At 71.3% G+C, this 19,320-nt stretch carries 21 protein-coding genes, 1 tRNA gene and 1 riboswitch; of the genes, 14 read left to right on the forward strand and 8 right to left on the reverse strand.

What is annotated here, in order from left to right:
- Window positions 1-48 precede the first annotated feature (48 nt).
- The gene (locus tag ABZS69_RS43005; RefSeq protein ID WP_355382832.1) at window positions 49-627 is read right to left on the reverse strand and encodes a hypothetical protein; all 579 of its coding nucleotides are present in this window, start codon (window positions 625-627) and stop codon (window positions 49-51) included.
- Between ABZS69_RS43005 and ABZS69_RS43010 the strand changes: the two genes are divergently transcribed.
- From ABZS69_RS43010 to ABZS69_RS43020, 3 genes are all read left to right on the forward strand, one after another.
- On the forward strand, window positions 617-853 hold the full coding sequence (locus ABZS69_RS43010) for a hypothetical protein (protein WP_355382835.1): 237 nt from the start codon (window positions 617-619) through the stop codon (window positions 851-853). The genes ABZS69_RS43005 and ABZS69_RS43010 overlap by 11 nt on opposite strands.
- A 341-nt stretch (window positions 854-1,194) precedes the next feature.
- Window positions 1,195-1,342, forward strand: a riboswitch (cyclic di-AMP (ydaO/yuaA leader).
- Window positions 1,343-1,354: 12 nt separating this feature from the next.
- Window positions 1,355-2,131 (forward strand): GH25 family lysozyme, encoded by a 777-nt coding sequence (locus ABZS69_RS43015; RefSeq protein WP_355382838.1) that lies wholly within the window; start codon window positions 1,355-1,357, stop codon window positions 2,129-2,131.
- A 133-nt stretch (window positions 2,132-2,264) separates the two neighbouring features.
- The gene (locus ABZS69_RS43020; protein ID WP_355382841.1) at window positions 2,265-3,230 is read left to right on the forward strand and encodes a helix-turn-helix domain-containing protein; all 966 of its coding nucleotides are present in this window, start codon (window positions 2,265-2,267) and stop codon (window positions 3,228-3,230) included.
- 77 nt (window positions 3,231-3,307) lie between these two features.
- Here ABZS69_RS43020 and selD read toward each other — a convergent pair whose 3' ends face one another.
- Window positions 3,308-4,309 (reverse strand): selenide, water dikinase SelD, encoded by a 1,002-nt coding sequence (selD, locus tag ABZS69_RS43025; protein ID WP_355382844.1) that lies wholly within the window; start codon window positions 4,307-4,309, stop codon window positions 3,308-3,310.
- A gap of 18 nt (window positions 4,310-4,327) precedes the next feature.
- Here selD and ABZS69_RS43030 point away from each other — a divergent pair.
- The 10 genes from ABZS69_RS43030 (at window position 4,328) to ABZS69_RS43075 (ending at window position 11,290) form a co-directional block, all read left to right on the forward strand.
- A tRNA-Sec gene (locus ABZS69_RS43030) sits at window positions 4,328-4,421 on the forward strand.
- 44 nt (window positions 4,422-4,465) lie between these two features.
- Window positions 4,466-5,728, forward strand: coding sequence for an L-seryl-tRNA(Sec) selenium transferase (gene selA / locus ABZS69_RS43035; protein WP_355382847.1), 1,263 nt, complete (start codon window positions 4,466-4,468; stop codon window positions 5,726-5,728).
- Window positions 5,719-7,494: a selenocysteine-specific translation elongation factor gene (gene selB, locus ABZS69_RS43040; protein WP_355382850.1), complete on the forward strand. Its 1,776-nt coding sequence runs from the start codon at window positions 5,719-5,721 to the stop codon at window positions 7,492-7,494. The genes selA and selB overlap by 10 nt, the downstream gene beginning before the upstream one ends.
- Before the next feature lie 306 nt (window positions 7,495-7,800).
- Complete coding sequence (locus tag ABZS69_RS43045; protein WP_355382853.1) at window positions 7,801-8,151, forward strand: hypothetical protein; 351 nt, start codon at window positions 7,801-7,803, stop codon at window positions 8,149-8,151.
- Complete coding sequence (locus ABZS69_RS43050; protein WP_355382856.1) at window positions 8,151-8,681, forward strand: MauE/DoxX family redox-associated membrane protein; 531 nt, start codon at window positions 8,151-8,153, stop codon at window positions 8,679-8,681. Before ABZS69_RS43045 ends, ABZS69_RS43050 begins: the two co-directional genes overlap by 1 nt.
- Window positions 8,678-9,208 (forward strand): hypothetical protein, encoded by a 531-nt coding sequence (locus ABZS69_RS43055; protein ID WP_355382859.1) that lies wholly within the window; start codon window positions 8,678-8,680, stop codon window positions 9,206-9,208. The genes ABZS69_RS43050 and ABZS69_RS43055 overlap by 4 nt, the downstream gene beginning before the upstream one ends.
- Window positions 9,209-9,226: 18 nt before the next feature.
- Window positions 9,227-9,574 (forward strand): hypothetical protein, encoded by a 348-nt coding sequence (locus ABZS69_RS43060; RefSeq protein ID WP_355382862.1) that lies wholly within the window; start codon window positions 9,227-9,229, stop codon window positions 9,572-9,574.
- A gap of 106 nt (window positions 9,575-9,680) precedes the next feature.
- The gene (locus ABZS69_RS43065; protein WP_355382865.1) at window positions 9,681-10,256 is read left to right on the forward strand and encodes a hypothetical protein; all 576 of its coding nucleotides are present in this window, start codon (window positions 9,681-9,683) and stop codon (window positions 10,254-10,256) included.
- A gap of 113 nt (window positions 10,257-10,369) precedes the next feature.
- Window positions 10,370-10,738, forward strand: coding sequence for a hypothetical protein (locus ABZS69_RS43070; protein ID WP_355382868.1), 369 nt, complete (start codon window positions 10,370-10,372; stop codon window positions 10,736-10,738).
- A 102-nt stretch (window positions 10,739-10,840) separates the two neighbouring features.
- A complete protein-coding gene (locus tag ABZS69_RS43075; protein WP_355382871.1) occupies window positions 10,841-11,290 on the forward strand; it encodes a rhodanese-like domain-containing protein in 450 nt (149 codons plus the stop codon).
- 25 nt (window positions 11,291-11,315) lie between these two features.
- On the opposite strand, the gene ABZS69_RS43080 is transcribed toward ABZS69_RS43075, so the two are convergent.
- The 6 genes from ABZS69_RS43080 to ABZS69_RS43105 all read right to left on the reverse strand — a co-directional run bounded on the left by ABZS69_RS43080 (window position 11,316) and on the right by ABZS69_RS43105 (window position 16,495).
- On the reverse strand, window positions 11,316-12,140 hold the full coding sequence (locus ABZS69_RS43080; RefSeq protein WP_355382874.1) for a carbohydrate ABC transporter permease: 825 nt from the start codon (window positions 12,138-12,140) through the stop codon (window positions 11,316-11,318).
- Window positions 12,127-12,984: a sugar ABC transporter permease gene (locus ABZS69_RS43085; RefSeq protein ID WP_355382877.1), complete on the reverse strand. Its 858-nt coding sequence runs from the start codon at window positions 12,982-12,984 to the stop codon at window positions 12,127-12,129. The genes ABZS69_RS43080 and ABZS69_RS43085 overlap by 14 nt, the downstream gene beginning before the upstream one ends.
- An 11-nt stretch (window positions 12,985-12,995) precedes the next feature.
- Window positions 12,996-14,303, reverse strand: a complete 1,308-nt coding sequence (locus ABZS69_RS43090) for an ABC transporter substrate-binding protein (RefSeq protein ID WP_355382880.1) — start codon at window positions 14,301-14,303, stop codon at window positions 12,996-12,998.
- A complete protein-coding gene (locus ABZS69_RS43095; protein ID WP_355382883.1) occupies window positions 14,300-15,118 on the reverse strand; it encodes an MBL fold metallo-hydrolase in 819 nt (272 codons plus the stop codon). The genes ABZS69_RS43090 and ABZS69_RS43095 overlap by 4 nt, the downstream gene beginning before the upstream one ends.
- A 141-nt stretch (window positions 15,119-15,259) precedes the next feature.
- Entirely contained in the window at window positions 15,260-16,150 is an 891-nt protein-coding gene (locus ABZS69_RS43100; RefSeq protein WP_355382886.1) for a LysR substrate-binding domain-containing protein, read from the reverse strand.
- A gap of 204 nt (window positions 16,151-16,354) precedes the next feature.
- The gene (locus tag ABZS69_RS43105) at window positions 16,355-16,495 is read right to left on the reverse strand and encodes a DUF6004 family protein (protein WP_355382889.1); all 141 of its coding nucleotides are present in this window, start codon (window positions 16,493-16,495) and stop codon (window positions 16,355-16,357) included.
- 136 nt (window positions 16,496-16,631) lie between these two features.
- Here ABZS69_RS43105 and ABZS69_RS43110 point away from each other — a divergent pair, with 136 nt between their 5' ends.
- Window positions 16,632-19,313 (forward strand): LuxR C-terminal-related transcriptional regulator, encoded by a 2,682-nt coding sequence (locus tag ABZS69_RS43110; RefSeq protein WP_355382892.1) that lies wholly within the window; start codon window positions 16,632-16,634, stop codon window positions 19,311-19,313.
- Window positions 19,314-19,320: the final 7 nt, after the last annotated feature.

Genomic DNA, 19,320 nt, shown 5'->3' on the forward strand with positions numbered 1-19,320 from the left:
GATTGAGCTCACGCCGGCGGTACGGGAGTCACGTCCCGAGGTCTGGCATCACGCGAAAGACAGTCGGCGGCCCTTGAACCGCGGGTGCTTGGTCTCCCAATATCGCCAGCCTTCGACCCTGGCGGGCACGTTGGCGATTCCGGAATCGATCCGGACGTGGCGGCACGTGCCAAGGACGGCCCAGGCCGACCACCCGATGCGGTAGCCAAAGACGCGGTACGACAAGTTGCCGTACATGTCCTTGCTGACCTTTCGCTCATATTTGTGCCCGCCGAAGACCTTGTGCGCTTCTTGAAGATGGGAAAACCCCATCCTTCGTAGTTTGCGCACCAGGTCGCCGGTGCTGATCTCGGCTTGCCCGTCGTTGAATCCCTCGATGGCGGCGCGCACCTGGTGCTCCCGTGTGACCTGCACCTTCATCGACCCGCCGGGGCCGTCGATGTAGCGGGTGCGGGGCACGAGAAAGTTCCTCGGGGAAAGCCGATCGGCTCTGATGAAGGTTCGCGGCGAACACCGGCCGCGGCCAAGGTCGAGGCTGTCGTCCTGGTGGTCGACGCTGTCTGCGTGCGCCGAAAGAGGCAAGGCGGCGGCCACGACCATCGAAAGGCAGCCGCCCATGGTCGACATGGTCATTCTTCTGGTCGAGAGACGCGCCTTCGGCCTGCCGGGAGCGGCTACGGCTGCCGTTCGGGGAATTGGCGTGAGCATGTACCACTCCTCCGAAATACCGGCCATGATCGCGACTGCCCCGGAGAGCGACGTTCTCCGAGACTCGTACGATGTTTCCAGCCGCCGTCAGCTGCTCCGTGACGCCACGCCGCAGGCTTATCCCATTCAGGAGAAGAGCCGGTGAAAAGTGTGAAGATCAAGTCGTCTGTCCACTAAGAACAATGCTGTCCCGTCAGCCACCCGTTCACGACGCCGCCCGCACGGGGCCGTTCGCAGGTTGGTCGCCACACTCGCCTCAGCCGCCACGGGGAGATCCTGGAAGCGGCAGCCCGCAAACCTTTACCTGGCTCCGAACCTGCTACCAGCAAGGCGCTTCGGGCCCGATCCACCGGGGATCGGATTTGCCCCACTTGCACCACCCATGGGGGGATATATACCTTTATGTATCCGTGATAAGCGCAGCGGCCGGCATTTCCGCCGCTGCGTTGCCGTTTCGTTGACCAGACCGTACGCCGCCCCAAGCGCTGCGTACGGCCGCCGAATCCGCATCCCCTGCGGAACCGGGGACCCATTCTCTTCCGGGGTGAATCGGACGCCAGCCCAGGCTGCGCCCGTAGGGCACTTCCACGCCCGAACCCGTCAGCTAACCCGGTAGGCGGCATGGAAGCAAGGAGTCAATACCCTCATGCCCAAGCCCCGGCTTGCCGCACTCACCCATGCCCTCAAGAGCCACCGCGCTCTTCCCGCCAAGCGCCTGAGCCTCGCCATCACCGGCGCGCTCCTGGCCGGGACCGCCGCCTTCACGGGCGCGACCGGCACCGCGCTCGCTTCGACCGCCGACCACGACTCGCGGCACACAACCCAGCAGGAGACCAGGGCGTTCACCTACGGCGTGGACGTCTCCAGGTACGAGGCCCAGTACGACTGGGCCGCCAGCCCGGCCCAGTTCGGCATCATCAAGGCCACCGAGGGCACGTCCTTCCGCGACTCCTCGTTCGCCCGCCACTGGCGCGAAATGGGCAAGAAGGGGATCGTGCGGGGGGCGTACCACTTCGGCCACCCCCGCAACAACCCCATCGCCGAGGCGGAGTACTTCCTCGCCATGGTGAACTCGCAGCCTGCCAAGGCCGGCGACCTGCTGGTCCTGGACCTGGAGGCCACCGACGGCAGGTCCGTCGCCGAGGTCAACGCCTGGGCCAAGGCCTGGCTGTCGCACGTGAAGGCCAAGACCGGAATCACCCCGATGATCTACAGCGGCTGGAACTTCGCCAACACCTACGGCAAGGGCCTGGCCCAGTACCCCTTGTGGGTCGCCCACTACAGCAAGGCCAAGGGCGCCATCACCCCGCCCGCCGACTGGAAGTCCTGGGCCATCCACCAGTACACCGACTCCCCCATCGACCAGAACGTCTCCGCGCTGACCCCGGCCCAGCTGCGCGGCCTGGGCCGCCCCGCCGTCTGAGCCGCCGCACCACCGGGTCCCGCCGATCTCCCTGGTTTCCGTTGTCAGTGAGCACCGGATCCACGGCGGGTCCCGATGTCGTGACGACGGCGGCGGAGTCGTCGCCCCTCGCGCCCCGGGCAAGAATGGGCACGTGATCGAGAACGCTTTCCGGATCGACGACATCCCCACGAAGGAACGATTCGACCGCTGGCGCGAGCGCATCTGCAGCGGGTCGGACTTCGAGATGACCAGCGATCACGCGCAGGACTTCTACGCCGACGACCACGAGACGGAACTCGGCCCCCTGCGCGTGGCCAAGAAGACCTTCGCGCCCATGCACATGTGGCGCAACCCGACCCCCACCCGTGACTTCGCGCACGACGAGGCGTACCAGCTCCAGCTCCCCTTACGGGGCACCCTGCGCGCCACCTGGAACGACACACAGGTCGCCTCCGGGGTGGGGGACCTGTTCGTCCACGACATCTCGCGCCTGCAACAGTGCGACTTCCTGACGCCCGACGGCAGGACCCCGTTCCAGCACGCCACCGTCATCATCCCCAAGCCGCTCCTGTCGCTGCCGACCGGCCGCATGGACCGGATCCTCGGCCGCAGCATCCCCGGCGACGACGGGATCGGCGCCCTGCTGGCCGGTTTCGTCGCCACTCTGACCGGCAAAGGCGCGGGCTCCTACCGCCCCGCCGACGGCCCGCGCGTGGGCATGGCGCTCCTCGGCCTGGTCGACGCGCTGTTCGCGCACGCCCTCGAAAGCGACTCCGCCTTTCCGGCCCGCGCCCTCACCCTGCGCGTCCAGGCCTTCATCCAGCAGCACCTGCGCGAGCCCGGCCTCACCCCCGGCGCGCTCGCCGCCGCGCACCACATCTCCCCCAGCTACCTGCACCGGCTCTTCCAGGAGCAGGGCACGACGGTCTCCGCCTGGATCAGGACCCAGCGCCTCGTACGCGCCCGCCGCGACCTTGCCGACCCCGTCATGCGCGACACCCCCATCCACGCCATCGCCGCCGGCTGGGGCTTCTCCCACCCTGCGGACTTCAGTCGCGCCTTCCGCAAGGCGTTCGGCATCTCACCCAAGGACTTCAGGCACGACGCCCTTCGCTGAGTCCGGCACCGAGATGGTGTGCGTGCCACAGCCGGCCCCGCGCGAGAAGCGTCAGCCGGCCGGACACGGGGACGGGTCTATTTCACGATCAGCACCGACTCGGCGCGGGGGACGAGTTCGCCGATGATCGGGTGGCCCGGGATCTCGCCGGCGACGAGCAGCCCGCCCGAGGTCTGCGCGTCGGCCAGCAGCAGGCGTTCGTCTTCCGGAAGGTCACCGAAGTCGCAGTGAGGCGCCACCCAGTCCAGGTTCCTGCGGGAGCCGCCGCTGACGTACCCGTCGCGGACGGCCTCCCGGGCGCCCGCGACGTACGGGATCGCGGTGCTGTCGATGACGGCGGTGACGCCGCTCGCCCGGGCGAGCTTGTACAGGTGGCCCAGCAGGCCGAAGCCGGTGACGTCGGTGGCGCAGCGCACCCCCGCCGCCACGGCCGCGCGGGCGGCGTCACGGTTGAGCGTCGTCATCACGGCGATCGCCTCGGCGAACACCTCACCGGTGGCCTTGTGCCGGGTGTTCAGCACGCCCACGCCGAGCGGCTTCGTGAGGGTGAGCGGGACACCGGGCGCGCCGGCGTCCACGCGCAGCAGGCGGTCGGGGTGGGCGCGGCCGGTGACGGCGAGGCCGTACTTGGGGTGCGGGTCGTCGATGCTGTGACCTCCCGCGAGATGGCAGTCGGCGGCCCGGGTGACGTCGAAGCCGCCGCGCAGCACCTCGCGAGCCAGTTCGAGGGGCAGGACCCCGCGCGGCCAGCCGAGCAGGTTGAGCGCCATGACCGGCTCGCCGCCGACGGCGTACACGTCGGAGAGCGCGTTCGTGGCGGCGATCCGGCCGAAGTCGTAGGCGTCGTCGACGACGGGAGGGAAGAAGTCGGTCGTCGCCACCATGGCGTACGCGTCACCCGGCACCTGGACCACGGCCGCGTCGTCCCCGTGGTCGATGCCCACGAGTAAGTCCCCCGCCGGGGATGCGCCGGAGCCGGTACGGGCGAACCCGGCCACCAGCGTCTCCAGCTCGTTCGGGGGTATCTTGCAGCTACAGCCACCGCCGGTGCCGTACTGCGTCAGTCTGAGCTCGTTCATGAAACTATGATCACCTCTGGAGGCGTATAGGTGCCTGGTGGCCCTCCTGGTCTTCAAAACCAGTGGCGTTGAGGATCTCAGCGCGGCGGGTTCGATTCCCGTCCGCCTCCGCTCATCGAGCAGCGGGGGAAGCCGTCAGTGGATCAACGCAGTCGCGTGCCGCGGACCGACAGCATGCTGTCCGACCCGCGGCTCGTCGCCGCCCAGGAGGCACTCGGGCGCGAGCTGGTCAAGGCCGCGGTGCGGACGGCGCAGCAGCGGGTTCGCGAGGGCGTGCTCAAGCCGGACGAGGCGGTTGACGCGGTGCTGACGCTGCTGCCGGCGACGGCCAGCGGCATCGGCTCCGTCATCAACGCCACCGGCGTGATCGTGCACACCAACCTGGGCCGGGCGCCGTTGTCGCGTGCCGCGGTGGCGGCGATCGGGGCCGCCGCCGACTACGCCGACGTGGAGTTCGACCTGGCCGAGGGCGGGCGGGCGCGACGGGGCCGGACGGCTCTCGCGGCGCTGGCGGCGGCGGTCCCGGAGGCGGCGGCGGTCCATGTGGTCAACAACAACGCCGCGGCGCTCGTACTGGCCGCGACCGCCCTTGCCCAGGGCAAGGAGATCGTCATCAGCCGCGGCGAGCTCGTGGAGATCGGCGACGGCTTCCGCATCCCCGAGCTCCTCCAGTCGACCGGCGCCAGGTTACGCGAGATCGGCGCCACCAACCGGACGTCCCTGCGGGACTATCTGGACGCCTGCGGTCCGGAGACCGGATTCATCCTCAAGGTGCACCCGTCCAACTTCCGCATCGAGGGCTTCACCTCCGAGGTGTCCGTCGCGGAGCTGGCCACGGCGGGCCCACCGGTGGTCGCCGACATCGGCTCGGGGCTCCTGCGGGCAGAGCCGCTGCTGCCCGGCGAGCCGGACGCCGCCGGCACCCTGCGCGCGGGAGCCGCGTTGGTCACCGCCAGCGGGGACAAACTGCTGGGCGGCCCGCAGGCGGGGCTCCTGCTGGGCGACGCGGCGCTGGTGGACCGGCTGCGCCGCCACCCCCTCGCCCGGGCGCTGCGGGTGGACAAGCTCACCCTCGCCGCGTTGGAGGCCACGCTGCGCGGCCCGCGTCCGCCGGTGCAGGTCGCGCTGCACGTACCCGCCGAAGAGCTCGCCGAGCGCGCGCGGCGGCTGGCCGGGCGCCTGGGCGACCGCGCGGAGGCGGTGGAGACCGTCGCCAGGGTCGGCGGCGGCGGCGCCCCCGGAGTGGAACTGCCCAGCGCGGGAATCGCCGTGGACGGCCGGCTGGCCGTACGGCTGCGCACCGGCAACCCCCCTGTGGTGGGCCGGGTCGCCGGCGGGCGGCTGATCCTCGACCTGCGCACGGTCGACCCCGGCCAGGACGAGACCATCGCCGCGGCCGTGGAGCGCGCGTGCATGTGATCGCCACCGCCGGCCACATCGACCATGGGAAGTCGACGCTGGTCAGGGCGCTGACCGGGATGGAGCCCGACCGCTGGGCGGAGGAAAAGCGCCGCGGCATGACGATCGACCTCGGGTTCGCCTGGAGGACGCTGCCCGGGGGTGAGCGGATCGCGTTCGTCGACGTGCCGGGGCATGAGCGGTTCGTCACCAACATGCTGGCCGGGGTGGGGCCGGTCCCGGCGGTGATGTTCGTCGTCGCCGCCGACGGTGGCTGGCAGGCCCAGTCCGCCGAGCACCTGGCCGCGCTCGACGCCTTGGGCGTGCGGCACGGGCTCGTCGTCGTGACCCGCTGCGACCTGGCCGACCCCGTGCCCGCGGTACGGCAGGCACGGGAGCGCCTCGACGGCACCGGGCTCGCGGGGGCCGAGATCATGACAGTGAGCGGGCTGACCGGCGCGGGCCTTCCCGAACTGGAGGGGGCGCTGGCCGAGCTCGTCGCCGGGCTGCCCAGCCCGGACGTCGAGGGAGCGGTCCGGCTGTGGATCGACCGGGTGTTCACCGTCAAGGGCGCGGGGACCGTCGTCACCGGCACGCTCACTCAGGGGACTCTCCGCATCGGCGACGAGCTGGACGTCGACGGCCACCGGGTCAGAGTCCGCGGGCTGCAGACGCTCAACCGGGAAGCGGACGTGGTCCACGCGACCGCGCGGGTCGCCGTGAACCTCCGCGGCGTCGACCGTGCGGCCCTGTCCCGCGGCATGGCGCTGGTGACGCCTGACGCCTGGCTGCGGACTCAGGTCGCCGACGTCCGGCTGGCGCCGGACGCGGGCCGGCGCGGTGCGGCCACCCTGCATGTCGGTTCGGCGGCCGTGCCCGTCCAGGTCCGGGCGCTGGGGGCCGGCACGGCCCGGCTCACGTTCGACCGGGCCCTGCCGCTCAGGACGGGCGACCGCGCCCTGCTCCGCGAGCCGGGACGGCACGAGATCACCGCCGGCGTCCACGTGCTGGACGTGCGCCCGGCTCCGCTGCGACGCCGGGGGGCCGCCGCCGCGCGGGCCGCCGAACTCGGCGAGGCCGGCCTGCCCGACGCCGTCACCCTGCTGCGCTGGCACGGCGTCCTGTCGGGGGCCGAGCTGTCCGCGATGGGCTGCCCACCGGCCGGCGAGCCCGTGACCGGCGACTGGTTCGCCGACCCCGAGCACTGGTCGGCTCTGCGGCGCAGCCTGGCCGACCACGTCGCGCGCCGGCCCCCGCTCGATCCGGGTGTCACGCTGGAAGCCGCCGCGCAGGTGCTCGGGCTGCCGGACCGCAGGCTCGTGGAAGCGCTCGTCGCGCCGCCGCTGGCGCTGCGGTCGGGGCGCGTGGTGCCGGCCGGCGACGCCTTGCCCGCGCCCATCGCCAGAGCGGTGGCCGAGCTGACCGCCCACCTCGGCGAGCGGCCGTTCGACGCCCCGACGCCCGAGCGGCTCGCCGAGCTCGGCCTCACCGGCAAGGCGCTGGCGGCGGCGGTCCGCTCGGGCGCGCTGACCTCGATCGGGAAGAACGTCGTGCTCCTGCCCGATGCGCTGGACCGGGCCGCCGACACGCTGGCGCGGCTCGCCTCGCCGTTCACCGTCAGGGACGCACGGCTCGCCCTGGCGACCAGCCGCCGCGTCGTCCTCTCCCTCCTCGAACGCCTCGACGCGCGCGGCGTCACCCGGCGCATCAGCGACGACCTGCGGATCTGTCAGGCCCGTCACGGCTCGGCGACACCTGCGGCCCGTACGGACGACCGCCCGCGCTGAGAGCGCTGGGAACCGGGCTTTCGGTCAGCTGTCAGACTTTTTGGACACCATATTGACAGCCATGATCAAGGCGGCTCACACTGAATTCGCGCACCGGGCGGCGTACCCAAATTTCCGGATATCCCGTGAAATGCCCGGTGATGTTTCGTTTTCGGCGGAGGCCTTATGTCAGGTGAGCAGCGTCGTTTCCTGTCCAGACGAAACCTTCTCAGAACCGGCACAGTGGCGACGGTCTCCACAGTAGCCGCCGGGGCTCTGGCGAGCGAGGCGCTCGCGTCGGCCACGACGGTCGAAGAGACCGCCAGAGTGACCGAAATCGCGTCCGGCACGGTCACCGCCGTGGCCGAGCGCGACGGCCGTACCTTCAAGAGCGTCTCCTACACCGGGTTTCCCGAGGGCGTGCTGCCGCGCGTCGGGGACCTCGTCACCGTCACCGACCGGGTCTCCGAGCTGGGGCTCGTGGCCCTGCCTCTGTGCGCCTGGACCACGGGTACGCCGAGCCGCGACAGCAAGGGCGTCGTGAGCCTCAACGGCGTCAAGGCCGCTCCCTCACAGCAGCTCAGCGCCGCGGGACAGAGCTCCGTCCTCGTCGCGCTCATGGGCACGACACTGCCGGACGCTCAGGTGCTCGACGTCAGATCGCCCAGCACCGCCTGATGCCTGAACTTCTCTCCCTCCTGGTCCGGTTCGCCGCGGCCACCCTCCTCCTCTACGCCGGAACCCGAAAGCTCGCCGAACCGCGCGAGTTTCGCCTTACCCTGGCCGCCCTGGCGGTTCCCGGGAAAGGCGCGCTGGCGTACGCCGTGCCGTTATTGGAAATCGCGACCGCGATGATGCTGGCAGCAATGCCATGGCCCGTGCTCACCGCTCTCATGGTGGGCGTTCTCGGGCTTTCCTTCGCGGGCGCGGGCGCCATGGCGCTGCTCGGCGGCAAGAACATCGGGTGCGCGTGCCTGGGCCGTTCTTCGCGGCCGCTGGGCGTCAGGCAGCTCGCGTACCTGCCCCTGTGGGGCGCCCTGGCCGTGCTGGTGCTGATGGACCAGAGCGGGCTGCGCGCCGAGCAGGGATTGTGGACTCTGGCAGCCCTGGCACTGGGCCTCGCCGTCCTGGCCGGGCTGCGAGGCCTCCCCCTCGCCCGGGAGAACCGCGTGTTCACCCGGGCCGTCGTCAACAAGGACGCTTCGTGATCGCACTCACCATAGCCGTCTGCATTCTCACCATCGTTGTGTTGATCTGCGTCCTGGCGCTGGTCGACCAGTACCGCACGCTCGAAGTGGTGCGCACCGAACTGGGGCTGAACGACACCCCCGAGGCGCTCGCCCTTCCCGAGGGACTGCCGACGCCGCCGTCCTCAGCCGGGCTGCCGGCCGAGTTCGACGGGCACGAGCGCCTGATCGTGCTGTTCCTGTCAACGATGTGCTCCACCTGCCAGACCATCGCCAAACGGCTCCGCGGCGAGGTGCCGCACGGTGTGCGGCTCGTCATCGAAGCACGCTCACACGAGGACGCCGAGACGTGGCTGGCCGCGGCGAGGATGCCCGCCGACCGGGTCATCGTCGACGAGGAGGCCAAGATCGCCACCGCGCTCGACATCACGGTGGCACCCTCGGCCGTCGTGTTCCAGGACGGGAGAGCCGTGTCCGCCCAGACCATCCCGTCGTTCCGGCAACTCGAAGCACTCCTGGCCGCGCCAGAACTCATCACCATCCCCTGACAGACAAGCGGGAGTGGCATGACCACCATGCAGAACGCCGAGCCGGAGACCATCCGCACCATCAAGGAACCACTACGTCGCGCCGGCATGTACACCGCCGCCGGCGCCATCATCGCCGGGCTGGCCACCCTCCTCCAGCCGAAGGAGGCCAAGGCCGACCCGCTCGGCTCGCCGTGCTGCGCGCTGGCGACGAGCCGGTGGTGCCCGTATCCGGTGGACCGGCCCCGCTGGTACTGCCCGTCCGGATACAAGCGCACCTACTGGACCTGCAAGGACGGCAGCGGCCGCACGGTGTACTGCGGCGAGTGCACCACGTCCTCCTCATGCTGGTCCGGCTCGTACTACTGCTCCATCTGGTACTACTGATCCAGGCATGCTGACCTACTGGGTGCTCTCACTGGCGGCTGTGGCGGGCTTCGCCCAGCTGTACAGTCCTTGAGGCCAGTCATTCATCGGAGTGATCCGCCCCTTCGTGCAAGGGGATTCTGAGCTCGGCCGGCAACGAGCCCGGTCGTTCATCCTCATTCTCACCGCCGCGCACGTCTCGACCGCGACTCTGACGGTGTTCGTCCTGTCGCAGTTGGGTCAGCTGGTCTCCGGTGTGCTTTCCGCCTCCGCGGTCACCGTCATCCTGGGCGTCGCGAGCGTCGCCGGCCTGGTGGTCGACATCCTCGCGGCCGCGCGGGGACGCATGTCCTTGGGCCTGCGTCGCCAGACTGCCAAGGAACTGGCGCACACGACGGACACCTGGTGGGTGACACCGCTGCTGTGGGGTGGGGACACGGGCATCATCGGTACGACCTACCGGGTCTCGTTCACGTCGTGGGTCGTGCTGCTCGCGGCCCTCACGGGAGCGGCGCCTCCATGGCTGGGCGCGGTCTACGGCCTGGCCTTCGCGATACCGCTGATCCTTTCCGTCAGCCTCGGCAGCCCGACCAGCACGGGGCTCATGCGCAGCCAGCGCCTGTGGACCAACGTTCGAGGCGCGCAACTGCTCGGAATCGTCGTCATGCTGGCCCTGCCCCTGTGGACGGCCTGGACATGGTGACACGACGTTTCCGGTCGATCATCCGGGTCGCGGCATCCGTGGCCGTCGCCGCTCTGTGCGGCGGCGGGTGCGGTGCCGCGGCCCGGCCCGATGCCGAAGGAGAGGCACCTGCGGTGTGTGACGACACCATCCGCGCGGCGAAAGAGCTTCCACCGGCGCTCCTGGACGCCGGCATCGAACGAGCCGTGGGCGAATCCGATATCTGGTTCATCGCGCCGGATGACGCCACCTGGGGCGCTTCCGTGGAGCCGGCCGGCAGCGGGTTCTACGCCAAACGCCCGCTGTGGACGTCCAGCGACCAGCCGCCGTCCGTGACGGTCACGGCGGTCGGGACGGACGCCAAGGGACAGGCCAGGCTCAGCCCCACGTCGGAGGGGCTGCCGGGGCCGCTGCCGATGGGCGTCAATTTCCCCGCACGCGGCTGCTGGAAGATCACGGCCACGTCGGAGAAGGGCCGAGCGGAGATCATCGTCAAGATCTGAAAGCCCTCGAGCGCTCCCGGAGAGGACTAAGATCACGAACGTGCCCGGTGGCACCATCGGTCTTCAAACCAACGGCGCGTTGGATCCCCCCACTGGAGTCTCGTGAGCATCGACACGTTACTGGCTCGGGCACGTACCGGGCTGCGCCGCCTGCCGCCCGCCGAGGCCTGCGCCGCGGCGAGCCGTGGCGAGGCCTTCATCGTGGACACCCGGCCAGAGTTCCAGCGCCGCAGCGGCGGCGAGGTGCCCGGCGCCATCGTGATCGAACGCAACCATCTGGAGTGGCGGCTCGACCCGCGCTGCGACGCGCGGATCCCCGAGGCCACCTCGGCGGACATCCGCTGGATCATCCTGTGCGACGAGGGATACTCCTCCAGCCTCGCCGCCTCGTCCCTCAGGCAGATCGGGCTGGCGAACGCCACCGACGTGATCGGCGGCTTCCAGGCGTGGACCGCGGCCGGGCTCCAGGTCACCCGGCTCGCCGCCCCCACACGGCCGCGAGGTCCGGGCGAACCCGGCATCGACGAGAGGCTGACCTCCGCCTGTGGGTGATCGCTGATCGACCTGTCATCCGGATTCACCCGATTCCGGATTGCAGGAAGGCGTGGATGACCCGGCGGGATGCCACGAGGTAGACGGCCACGATCGGCAGAGTGGTCAGCATGGCCGCGGCGATCAGCGGCCCGGGGTTCGCGCCCTCCTGGTTCAGGAAGAGCTGCAGCCCCGTCTGGATCGTCGTGTGCTCCACGGTCGGCGCCACGAGCGTCGGCCACAGGTACTCGTTCCAGATGTTGATGAAGGTGAGGATCGCGATCGCGCCGAGCGCCGGGCGCAGCAGGGGGATGGTGACGAATCTCAGCACGGACCACTCCGAGGCGCCCTCGACGGTGGCCGCCTCGAAGAGGCTGGCCGGGATGGCGCGGACGTGCTCGCGCAGCAGCAGCACCGCGAGGGCGCAGCCGGACAGCTGCGGGATGATCAGCCCCCAGTACGTGTCGCGCCAGCCCAGCCCCGACACCATGAGAAACTGCGGCACGATCACGACCTGCGGGGGGATCAGCAGCGCCCCGGTGACGAGCGCCGTGGCCAGCCGTTCGTGCCGCAGGCGGAAGCGCGCGAAGGCGTGCGCCGCCGGGATCGCGACCAGGAGCTGCACGAGCGTGCCGCCGCTCGCCATCGCGAACGTGTTGACCAGCACCTGCCCGATGGGAAAGTCGAGCAGCGCGACCCGGTAGTTCTCCAGGACGGCGGGCGAGGGCAGCGGCTCGGTGCCGTAGATCTTGTTGGCCGGCTTGAAGGACGCCGACAGCGCCCACAGCACGGGGAAGATCATCACTGCGACCGACGTCAGCAGCGCGGCGTGCCAGCCCAGCCGGCGCACGCCTCTGTCATACGCGCGCACGCCGACTCCTTCCGACGAGGGTGACCGCCCCGAGGGCCAGCACGATCACGACGCCCGCGGCGGAGGCGGTGCCGATGTCGAAGAAGGTGAACCCGTAGGTGTAGAGCCGGTAGTAGATGTTGTCGGTGGCGCCGTCGGGGCCGCCCTGGGTGAGCACCGCGACGTTGGTGAACACCCACTGGCCGGCGAGCACGACGCACAGCAGCGTCAGCAGCACGGTGGTGCGCCGCAGTTGCGGGAGCACGATGCGCCGGGTGGTCTGCCACTCGGTGGCGCCGTCGACCCTGGCGGCCTCCAGGCAGCTGCGGTCCAGCCCGGTCAGGGCCGCGCCGAACAGCAGCATGTTCAGCGCCGCGATCTTCGCCGCGGTGATCACGACGATCACCGGCAGAGCGGTTCGGGCATCGCCCAGCCAGTTCGGCCCTGGCAGTCCGAGCCCGCCGAGCACCGTGTTGACCAGCCCCTGCAACGGGTTGAGGAGGAACCGCCAGGAGATGGCGGTGGCCACGGGCGCCAGCATGACGGGCAGGAAGAGCAGGGTCCGGTAGACGTTCGAGGCGCGTCCGGGCCGCTTCCACAGCAGGATGGCCAGCCCGAGCGGGATCACCGTGGCGAAGGGCAGCATGGCGAGGATGTACAGCAGCGTGCGGACGACCGCGTTGGCGAACTCGGGCTGGGTGGCCAGCCGCACGTAGTTCCCGGCCCCCTCGAACGCCCGGTCGGGCGAGGTGAGGTCCCACGAGAAGAGGCTCAGCACCCCGGTGGCGACCATGGGGGCGTACATCCAGACGATCAGCGCCAGCAGTGCCGGAGCGGGGAAGAGCCAGGCAGCCGCGGGGCTCATCCGTACCGTGGTCATTGCTGGGGCAGCGCGCGGATCTTGCCCGCCACCGCGGCCAGCGTCGTGGCGGGGTCGGCGCCGCGGAACACGATGGGCTCGACGGCCTGGTCCTGCAGCATGACGACCGCCTCGTTGGCCCGCTTGCCGGCGAAGGAGGTGTACGGGGCCACCGTGCCCAGCTTGGCCAGCGACGGCTTGAGCAGCTGGTTCTTGGCGAAGTACGGGCCGAGATAGCGGTCGTCGTCCACGATCGACTCGCGCAGGGGCAGGTAGCCGATCTTCGAGGTGATGATCGTGTAGCCCTCCTCGCTGCTCAGGAACCGGATGAACTCCCACGCCGCCTGCCGGTGCGCGGCGTCCTTGGCGAGCACCGCGAGCCCGGCGCCGGAGTAGGTGGGGCGCGCGGGTTTGCCCGCGAAGCCGGGGAAGGCGCCGGTCCGCAGCTCGAACGTGCCGGTCGCCGTCTTCTCCAGCGAGGCGAGCAGGGCCGTGCTGGTCACCAGCATGCCGAGCTTGCCGGCGGAGAAGGCCGCGACGGCGTCCTCGGTGGCGACGGCGGGCTGCGCGCCGGAGGCCGTCAGGTCACGCATCGCGCTCAGCGCCTGGACGGCGGGAGGCTGGTCCAGGGTGACCGATCCGTCGGCGCCCACCAGGCCGCCGCCGTTGCTGGCGATGATCGACTGGGTAAGGAAGTCCGACTTGCCGGAGTTGGCGATGTCGAAGTAGGCCCCCTGGGCGCCTGCTTTCCTGATCTTCAGGGCCGCTTCCTTGACGTCCTCGACGGTCGCCGGCGGCTTGGCCGGGTCCAGCCCCGCCCGGCGGAACAGGTCGGCGTTGACGTACAGCATGGGGACGGACATGGTGTACGGCATCGCCCACACCTTGCCGCCCTTCGCGACCGCCTTCATGATCGCCGGTGAGATCCCGGCAACGTGCCGCGACCAGTCGGGGGCCGGCGGGATGTCCTGGACGGGCACCAGGGGCAGGCTGGACATCGCCTCGCCCATCTTGCTCCAGCCGATCTGGGCCACGTCCGGCGGGCTGCCGGCCGCGGTGTCGGTGCGGAGCTTGACGAGCACATCCTTCGTCGCCACTCCCTGCGGCTTGACCCGGATGTTCGGATGCGTGCGCTGGAAGGCGTCGATGAGTTGCTGGGTGCCCTGGCCGCCGAGGTCCGGAGTGCCGTAGTTGTACGAGAGAAAGCTGATCGTGATCGGGCCGTCGGCCTTGGGGGCGGCGGCGGTCGCCCCGCAGGCCGCGGTCAGGCCGAGCAGCACGGCGACGGCCACCGGCCGGGCCCCGGCACGGGCGCTGAGCTTCATGCGTCGTCCTTCGAGATCTCGTACGAACTGCCTGGAGCGGCCACCAGGACGGGGCCGCCGAACTCCCCGGCCGCCTCCGCCGCACGCGCGGCGAGGAAGGCGGGCTCGGCCGAGGGGAGGTGGGTCAGGACCAGCCGGCCCGCACCCGCCCGGTGCGCGGCGCGCGCGGCGTCGGCGGCGCTCAGGTGCCCGTGGTCGCCGGTGTCGGTCTCGACCAGGGACGCCTCGGCCAGGAACAGGTCGACGCCGCCGGCCAGGGTGACCAGCGCGTCGGTCACACCGGTGTCGCCGGTGTAGGCCAGGCCGGCCTGCGCGGACTCGACGCGTACGCCGCAGTTGGGCAGGGCGTGCCGCAGCTCGTGCAGGCCGATCACGCAGTCGCCCACCTCGAACGTGTCGCCCGGCTCGTACTCGATCACGTCGAAGGCGACCTCGAACGCCTTCTCCAGCAGCGGCAGGGTCGCCAGCGGGAACAACGCCGACAGCGCGTCGAGGAGCCCGCGACCTCCCACGGGGACGTACAGGGGAATCGGCGGCCGGAAGTCCACGGTCGCGGAGGCGGCGAGCGGGTTCCCGAGTTGGTCGGCGATGATCTTCTTGCCGATCGGCAAGAGGTCGTGGCAGTGGTCGTTGTGCAGATGGCTGAGGACCACGGCGTCGAGCGCCGCCGGCGGGCACACGCCGCTCAGCGCGGTGGCGATGCCTGGTCCGCAGTCAAGCAGGATCTTCGTGGAGTCGGTGGTCACCAGATAGCCGGAACTCGCCTGTCCGTCGGACGGCATTCCCGCCCGGCAGCCGAGCACTGTCAAGCGCATGATGGGGGTCCTGTCTCTCCGTGTTCGCAGTCGAAAACGTAGGCGGGCCCCTCGAGAGCGGCAACGAGCGGATCGCGAACGCGCGATCGGCTCAGCCGATCGCCGGCGGATCGCGAAACGTGCGATCGGCACAGCCGATCGTCAGGCGAACGGGCCGGCGTGCCGCAGGCAGTCCAGGAACGCGCGGACCGTGGGGCGGGTGTCTCCTGATCGCCAGGCGACGCAGACGCCCAGCATCGGCGTGGGATCGACGAGCGGCAGCGCCACGAGGTTGTCGGCCATCGAGTGCGGCAGCCGGATCCTCGACGCGAACGCGACGAGGTCGCCGCCCTGGACCGTGATCGCGGTCGCGGTCGGATCGTCCATCTCCTCGACGACGTTGAGGGGCGTGCCGGACCGGACCGCCGCGTCGACGATCGCGTCGTGCATCGCCGGGCTGTGCTCGCGGCGCAGCATGACGCAGGGCTGCCGGGCCACCTCTCCCATCGGCACGACGTCGCGTCCCGCCCAGGGATGGCCGCTGCGCACGATCGCCACCAACGGCACCTTGAACATCTCGCGCGAGCCGAACTCCGCGGCGGGCGGCCGGCCGAAGAGCAGGCCGAGATCCAGCTCCTTCGCCTTCAGCGCGGCGAGCTGAGGACCGGTGAGCTTCTCCCACAGGCTGGCCTTGACCTGCGGGTATTCGGCGCGCAACCGGGCCAGCGTCTTGGGCAGGACCAGCTGCCCGGCGGCGAAGTTGAACCCGATGCTGATCGCCTCCATGGCCCCGGCGGCCGTCTGCCTGGCCGCGCGCATCGCGTGCTCGGCCTGCTCGATCACCCGCCGCGCCTCGACGCGGAAGGTCTCCCCGGCGGGCGTGAGCGCCACCCGGTGGGAGGTCCTGGCGACCAGTTGCACGCCCACCTCGCGTTCCAGCTGCCGCAGTCGCTGGCTGACGGACGACTGCGCCAGGTGCAGGCGCTCGGACGCGCGTCCGAAATGCAGTTCCTCCGCGATGGCGAGGAAAACGGTCAGCTGCCGGAGTTCCATATCAGCCCCTCCGGGCCCAGGCTAGGAGCGCAGGGCGAACCCGGCATGAGCCTCAGGTTGAGCGACAGGCAACAGCAGATGAGTTCGGCCCCGCTCCACGGCCCACCGCTCGACCCGCCGGCGCAGCGAGCGGCTGGGCGGCAGCGGTGACCACGACCTACTGCACCGGCCTTCGAGGAGGTCCGCTGCCCTGCTCGCGGGCGGTCAGCCGTTGACGGCGGCGTGCTCGCCGACGTACGCGTCCCTCATGGCCAGCCGTACGCCGGTCAGGCGCGCCTTGACGGTCCCGTCGGCGGTGACGAGCGCCGCGTCCACCTCGGCCACGAAGGTGGCGTGCTTGATCATGAGAGCCCTTCATTATCCGTCCGCTGCCTGCGACTTTGACCTGCCGCGACGGGCCGGCACATCCGTGCGGCTCCCCTGACCGCCACGGAGGGGCACGGATTCGCCACGAAAGGATCACCGAGCCACAATGGGAGGCATGGTCCCCAGCGAGCCTCACGAGCTCTCGCCTCGCGAGGTCGAGGTGCTGGCCGGGGTGGCCGAGCAACTGACCAACGCGCAGATCGCCCGCCGGCTGCAGGTCTCGGTCCGTACCGTGGAGAGTCACGTCTCCTCGCTGCTACGCAAGTACGGCGTGGCCAGCAGGACGGCCCTGGCGGCCATGAACCGGCACCGGTCGTCGTCCTCGGTCAAGCCGGGGCACATCGCGCAGATCCCGGTCAGCCACACCTCCTTCGTCGGACGCCGCGAGGAGCGCCAGGAAACGCTGGCGGCTCTCGCGCACGCCGCGCCGGTCTGCCTGGTGGGGCCCGGCGGCGTCGGCAAGACCCGGCTGGGGGCGGTCGTGGCGCAGGCGGCCTCGGCGTCGTTCCCCGCCGGCGGGGCGTTCGTCGATCTTGCCCCGATCGGCGCGGGGTTCGTCCTGCGGGCGGTGGCCGACGCGCTGGGCCTGGCCGAACGTCCTCCCCAGCCGCTGGCGCGGGCGGTCGCGGACCGGCTCGCGCTGGGACGGTCGCTGCTGGTCCTCGACAACTGCGAGCACCTGCTGGAGGAGGTCGGCGACCTGGTCGAGAGCCTGCGTGCCGCCTGCCCGCAGGCGGGCATCCTGATCGCCAGCAGGGAGCGTCCGGGCCTGGCCGGCGAGCGGGTCATCACGGTGCCGCCGCTGGCGGGCGAGGCGGAGTCGCTGTTCCTGGAGCGGGCGCGCGCGGTCGATCCCGCGTTCGCCGCCGAGCCCGCCGCGATCGCCGAGGTGTGCGCCCGGCTCGACGGGCTCCCACTGGCGATCGAGCTGGCCGCCTCGCGCGTGGCCGCGCTCGGGATCGACGCCCTGCTGGTCGGCCTGCAGGATCGGCTGCGGCTGCTGTCGGGGGCGCGCGGCAGGCCGCAACGGCACCGTTCGCTGCGCGCCGTGATCGGCTGGAGCTACGACCTGCTGGAGGAGGAGGAACGCAGGCTGCTGCGTCGCCTGTCGGTGTTCGCCGGCGGGTTCGACCTGGTGGCGGCCACGGCGGTCATGCCGGACATGGCGCCGAGCGCGGTGGCCGACATCATCGGGCGGCTGGTCGACAAGAGCCTGGCGGGGGTCGCGGGCGGCAGCAGGTGGCGGTTGCTGGAGACCATCAGGGTCTTCGCCGCCGACCGGCTCGCCGACAGTGGCGAGACCGAGGAGGCGCTGGGGCTGCGGCTGCGCTGGGCCGCCCGTACGGCGGAGACGCTGGAGTCGCAGCTCGGCGGCAACTGGCAGGCGCAGTTCGAACTGGTGGCCGACGACCTGCGGGCCACGCTCGCGGACACCCCGGCCGCGCCGGACCGCGACGCGCACCGCCTGGCCCGATCACTGGCGCACCTGACGTTCACGCGACGCAACCACCGGGAGGCGATCGACCACTACCTGGCCGCCGCCGACCGCGCCTGCTCCGCCGCGGACTGCCATCAGGACCTCCTCAACGGCGCCGACGCCACCGTCTCGATCGCCGACGGGCGGCCGGCGCTGAGCCTGTTGCTACGGGCCGCCGAACAGGCGGGTGATGCCGGCACGCGTACGGCCACGCTCGCCTCGGCGCTCACCCTCACCTACCGCTACCTGGGCGGGGACGACCTCGTTTCCGTACGCGCCCACGTCTCGGAGTCGCTCCAAGCGGCGGGCTCGGTATCGAGTGATGCCCGTACCGCGGCGTTGCTCGCGACGGCGTGGGCCTGGCATCGGGGTGGCCCGGAGCTGGCCCGCTCCGCCGCCGACAGCGCCCGCGCGTGCGGCGACACTCTCGTTCTGCTGGGCGCGCTGGACGTGCTCACCCTCGCCCATGCGCAGGCCGGCCGCATGCGTGCCGTTCAGCGGATCTGCCAGGAGCGGCTCGCCCTCATCGAGGGGCTGCCGACACATGAGCCGGCCGCCGCGGCCGAGATCGTCGACACCTTCCACTCCGCCGCCCGTGCCGCGTTGTGCGTCGGGGACCTACCAGCCGCGATCGCCCTGGCGGGCCGGGCCGAGCGCGAGGACCCCGTCGGCGAGCACCCGTACCTGTCCATTCCCAAGCTCATCAGACCGCTCGCGTTGAGCGGACGGTTCCCGGAGGTCTTCGAGCAGGCACCGGCCATGTGGCAGTCCTGGCACCAGGCGGGCCGGCCGCGCAGCACCTGGCTGTCGACCGGCGTGTACGCCGTGGCGCTGGCCCATGGGCTGGCGGGCAGCGGCGAGTTCGACCTGTGGCGCTCGCGCGCCCTGGAGATGGCCGGGGCCCAGGACGCGGCCACCGCACCGGTGCTGGCGGCCTTCGCCGTGTTCGTCGACGCGCGGGTCGCCGTGCACACCCGCGCCTACGGCCAGGCCGCCACGCTCGTCGACCGCGCCTTCGCCTCCTTCTCCAGCCGCTGGTACGAGTCCTACGCCCGCGCCGCCGGCGCCGAACTGGCCGTCGTCGCGGGCCTGCCCGGGGCCGCCGAACAGGTCGCCGCCGCCTTGCCGTACGCGCGGCAGAACACGTGGGCCGCCGCGGGGCTGGCCCGTGCCCGTGGCATCCTGCACGACGACCCTGACGCGCTGGCGGAGGCGGTCGAGCTGTGGACGTCGATCGACGCCCGCTTCGAGCGCGCCTGCACGCTGCGCCTGCTGGCCGGCCAGGAGCAGGCTGACTCCCCGTCGCGTGGACGCCGTTGATCGGGGA

It is taken from the genome of Nonomuraea sp. NPDC005650 (genome assembly GCF_040605375.1).
Taxonomy (GTDB): Bacteria; Actinomycetota; Actinomycetes; order Streptosporangiales; family Streptosporangiaceae; genus Nonomuraea.